The sequence below is a fragment of the Rhodoferax sp. UBA5149 genome, from assembly GCF_002413825.1.
In the GTDB taxonomy this organism is placed as follows: Bacteria; Pseudomonadota; Gammaproteobacteria; order Burkholderiales; family Burkholderiaceae_C; genus Rhodoferax.
The window spans coordinates 1-3,749 of the sequence record NZ_DHXT01000044.1 but is presented as its reverse complement, the minus strand read 5'-3'; the positions used below and the strand labels follow the sequence as shown (position 1 = coordinate 3,749).

At 57.8% G+C, this 3,749-nt stretch carries 4 protein-coding genes; 3 read left to right on the top strand and 1 reads right to left on the bottom strand.

Annotated features, from left to right (window positions below; all coding sequences use genetic code 11):
- The coding region (gene selD / locus B3V69_RS03435) for a selenide, water dikinase SelD (RefSeq protein WP_296443827.1) at window positions 1-894 on the top strand (894 nt) is incomplete at its 5' end.
- A 606-nt stretch (window positions 895-1,500) separates the two neighbouring features.
- Here the strand turns inward: selD and B3V69_RS03430 are convergent.
- Window positions 1,501-2,145 (bottom strand): DedA family protein, encoded by a 645-nt coding sequence (locus B3V69_RS03430; protein ID WP_296443825.1) that lies wholly within the window; start codon window positions 2,143-2,145, stop codon window positions 1,501-1,503.
- Between the two features lie 249 nt (window positions 2,146-2,394).
- Here B3V69_RS03430 and B3V69_RS03425 point away from each other — a divergent pair, with 249 nt between their 5' ends.
- On the top strand, window positions 2,395-3,174 hold the full coding sequence (locus tag B3V69_RS03425; protein ID WP_296443823.1) for a ferritin-like domain-containing protein: 780 nt from the start codon (window positions 2,395-2,397) through the stop codon (window positions 3,172-3,174).
- Between the two features lie 42 nt (window positions 3,175-3,216).
- Window positions 3,217-3,627, top strand: a complete 411-nt coding sequence (locus B3V69_RS03420; protein ID WP_296443821.1) for an MAPEG family protein — start codon at window positions 3,217-3,219, stop codon at window positions 3,625-3,627.
- The last annotated feature ends 122 nt before the right edge of the window (window positions 3,628-3,749 follow it).

Below are 3,749 nucleotides of genomic sequence, written 5' to 3'. Positions count from 1 at the left end.
GTCTACAAGCTCAACGACGAGCAGGCCCTGATTGCCACCACCGACTTCTTCATGCCGATCGTGGACGACCCGTTTGACTTTGGCCGCATTGCGGCCACCAACGCGATCTCCGACGTCTATGCCATGGGCGGCACACCGATTCTGGCGCTGGCCTTGGTCGGCATGCCGATCAACGTGCTGTCGACCGCGACCATCGCCAAGATTCTGGAAGGCGGCGCCTCGGTCTGCCGGGCGGCGGGCATCCCGATTGCCGGTGGCCACACGATTGACTCGTTCGAGCCAATCTATGGCCTGGTGGCCCTCGGTCTGGTGCATCCGAGCCGCGTCAAACGCAATGCCGATGCCCAGGTGGGTGACCGGCTGATTCTAGGCAAACCGCTGGGCGTGGGCATTTTGTCGGCCGCACTCAAGAAGGAAAAGCTCGATGCGGCGGGCTACGCACAGATGATCGCCGTGACGACGAAACTGAACACCCCGGGCCCCGAGCTGGCGGCACTCAGTGGCGTGCACGCCCTGACCGACGTCACCGGTTTTGGCCTGGCCGGCCACGCTTTGGAAATAGCGCGCGGCGCCCACTGCACGGTGCAAATCGACTGGGCCCGCGTGCCCTTGCTGGGGGGTGTGCGTGAGCTGGCGTCTCAGGGCATGGTGACCGGCGCCTCGGCGCGCAACTGGGCCGGTTATGGCCACGACATCGGCTTGCCGGTCGGCTTTGCGGAGCTTGACCAAGCGCTTTTGTGCGACCCGCAAACCAGTGGCGGCCTGCTGGTGTCGTGCTCATCGGAGGCGGTGGATGCCGTGCTGGCGATTTTCCGGCAGCACGGGTTTGCGGACGCTGCCGAGGTCGGGGAGATAACGGCGGACACTGGCGCGGCCAAGCTGGTGGTGCGCTGAAGCGGACCGCCGCAGCCATGCGCATCATGGGGCGGCGGCTTCTCCTTCAGGTCAAGCCTGCTCGCTACCCCGCCGCCACGAATTGAGCTCGCGGCCTGGGCAACGGTTTCTTATCGCCACCCTCTATGCCATCCATGATCCGGGTGACGCCAACCCCAACCATAAGTTGGATGCAACTGCCAGGCCCAACCCACTCCGGGGGAGGCGTAGGTGGGCGCTACGTAGCCCTGCTGAGGGGCAACTACAACGGGTCCAGGTTGCCATGGCGCCACGACACAACCCGAGGTCGTTGCCAATAGAGCAACCCCCAACGAGAAAAAGCAAGTTTTCAAAATCCGTGCGGTGCCGAGCTTGAGCGCGGGAACATTGAGGGAACTCATGTTGAACTCCTTTTGGGGCTAGCCCCATTTGCATCAGGTCAATATCGACTTGTCTTATCTAAACGCCTCTGCAGTTCACTCGTTGACGTAACCATTTGTATGAGTTGCGGCGAACCCAAGAGCGTTTTATTAACAGACACGTCGAATGTGCATCTATTGGTATTTGTTTTCTGTGCGAAAGCGTACATAGAAGTCAAGCTCGGCCGCGCACCCGCCATCACGTTCATCACGTTTGTTTGCGCGCACCTTGCCTTGAGAAAAATCGATTCCAAAATTTGGCCAAGGGACCTCTCAACATCACGCCCAGAACAATGAGGACGATTCCCGTGAGAATCAGGTAGAGCAGCGTGAGGCCTAACCAGGCTTGCAGTAGTTTCCACTTCTTTCCAAAAAAATAGCCAAGCAGGATGTAAACGGTGGCATAGACCAGCGACCCCGTGAGGTTGAAAAAGAGAAAAATGTGCCATCGCATTTTCGACATGCCGGCCAACAGATTGGCCACGACCGGTGGAAACAAGGCGATAAACCGCGCAATAAAAACAGCCTTTGCGCCATGGCGTTTGAAAAATCGCTCGGGCCACGCCAGTCTTTTCGGCGTGAGATGGAGCCATTGAATTTTTTCCAGGCCGCTCTGGCCCAACCGTCGTCCCATCCAAAAGGCACAAATACCGCCCAGGAAACAAGCCACCGCGCCGGCCACCAAAGGTGGCCACAGCGTCGTGGCGGTTTTCCCCAAGATAAATCCGGCCCCCAGAAGAATCGTCTCTCCCGGCAGGGGGAAACCGATATTGTTCAAGAACACGACAATGAAGACGAGCGCATATCCGTAATGAGGCATGTAGGGCAATTGAGACCGCAGCCAGTCAAACATGTTCTCCGCTCCTTGTTGCGATCGACCACTTGAGCGGCTCGACAACGCGTGGCTTGGGCCATCGTCAGTGACATGGCGGTGCCGGGTTCAATACTACAACCCTCGCATGCGCGAACCGCTTTCATTCATGGGTGCCTTTGATTGCAGAGGTCTTAACTATCGGGTCAAAGCGCTGGTCCATCTGTTCGCAAACGCACATTGCGCCAGCAGGCGAACGATTCACGCGGCCGCTATCTCTACAATTCGAAAATGTTGTCCCTGCGTACCTCCGTCATTGGCCCCTTGCTTACCCGAGATGCGCTTGAGAAAGCGCAAGCTGCACTCGCCCTGAACCTTGAACTTCCAATCGACATTGAATCTGACATAACGCCTCCTGTTGGCATTCCGGGCCGCCCAACCAGACCAACCCTCGTCCTGCCGACTGCCATGAAGCATTTGCCCCTCACGACCATTGAGGGACGTGCGGCACTGCTTCACGCGCTTGCTCATATCGAACTGAATGCCATCGATTTAGCCCTCGACATTGTTTGGCGTTTTTCAGGAATGCCAGAGCAGTTTTACCGGGATTGGGTGTCAATCGCGAAGGAAGAAGCGCTTCATTTCACCCTCCTGCGCAATCACTTGCTCGGTCTTGGTTTTGATTATGGTGACTTCGACGCACACAACTCCTTGTGGGAAATGGCGGAAAAGACGCAGGATGATGTGCTGGCCAGGGTCGCACTGGTGCCAAGAACCCTTGAAGCGCGTGGCCTTGATGCTTCACCAGCGGTCAAAAACAAGCTCGTGAGTGTGGGAGACAAGAAGGGCGGAGAAATTCTTGACCTCATCCTCAAGGATGAAATTGGTCATGTTGCCGCAGGCAACCACTGGTATCGCTGGATTTGCAATCAGCGAGGTCTGGACCCCATCAGCACCTATGCAGATTTGACAAGAAAGTACGATGCGCCCAGGCTGCGTCCGCCATTTAACCTGGACGCCCGTCGTCTGGCCGGTTTTGACGAAGTTGAACTTCGTCAACTTGCTTCATAGCGACCCTGCGCATTTCATGGCGCAATTTAAGGAGATCAAACTGTGACCACTGCATCCGCGTCCGTGTTGACCGCATTCATTGCTTGGTCGCTGTTTCTGCTCGTTCTCATGGAGGCGCTTCGCACGCGTCTGGTGGTTAAGGGGGCGGTCGCGTCGAACGCGTTCGCGCCTGATAACGCCAACCTGTCGCCGTTCATGCAGCGGCTCAGCAGAGCGCACGCGAATTGCCTTGAAGGTCTCCCCATTTTTGGCGGACTTCTGCTCATCGCTATCGCCACTGGCAGAACCGGTGTCACGGACGGCCTCGCGCCGTGGCTCCTGGTGGCCCGCGTCGTCCAGTCGAGCGTCCATCTGCTTTCGCTCAGTGTGCCCGCGGTGAATGTTCGATTCTTTGCATTTGCCGTGCAAATGGGTATCGCCGCCTATTGGGTGTGGGCTCTGCTGGCGCGCTAGCTCGGTCCGCCTTCGGCGTCCGCTGAACGCCCATTCGGAGGACCTGCTGGCCACACAATTGAATGTCCAGATTGGGCGCTGGCGTGACCGGCGCTTCACGACTAGTACATTGACACGTAAAT

Excerpts from the sequence above, each read along its gene's own strand:
- B3V69_RS03430 (WP_296443825.1), bottom strand. The coding sequence starts at position 2,145 with ATGTTTGACTGGCTGCGGTCTCAATTGCCCTACATGCCTCATTACGGA.
- B3V69_RS03425 (WP_296443823.1), top strand. The coding sequence starts at position 2,395 with ATGTTGTCCCTGCGTACCTCCGTCATTGGCCCCTTGCTTACCCGAGAT.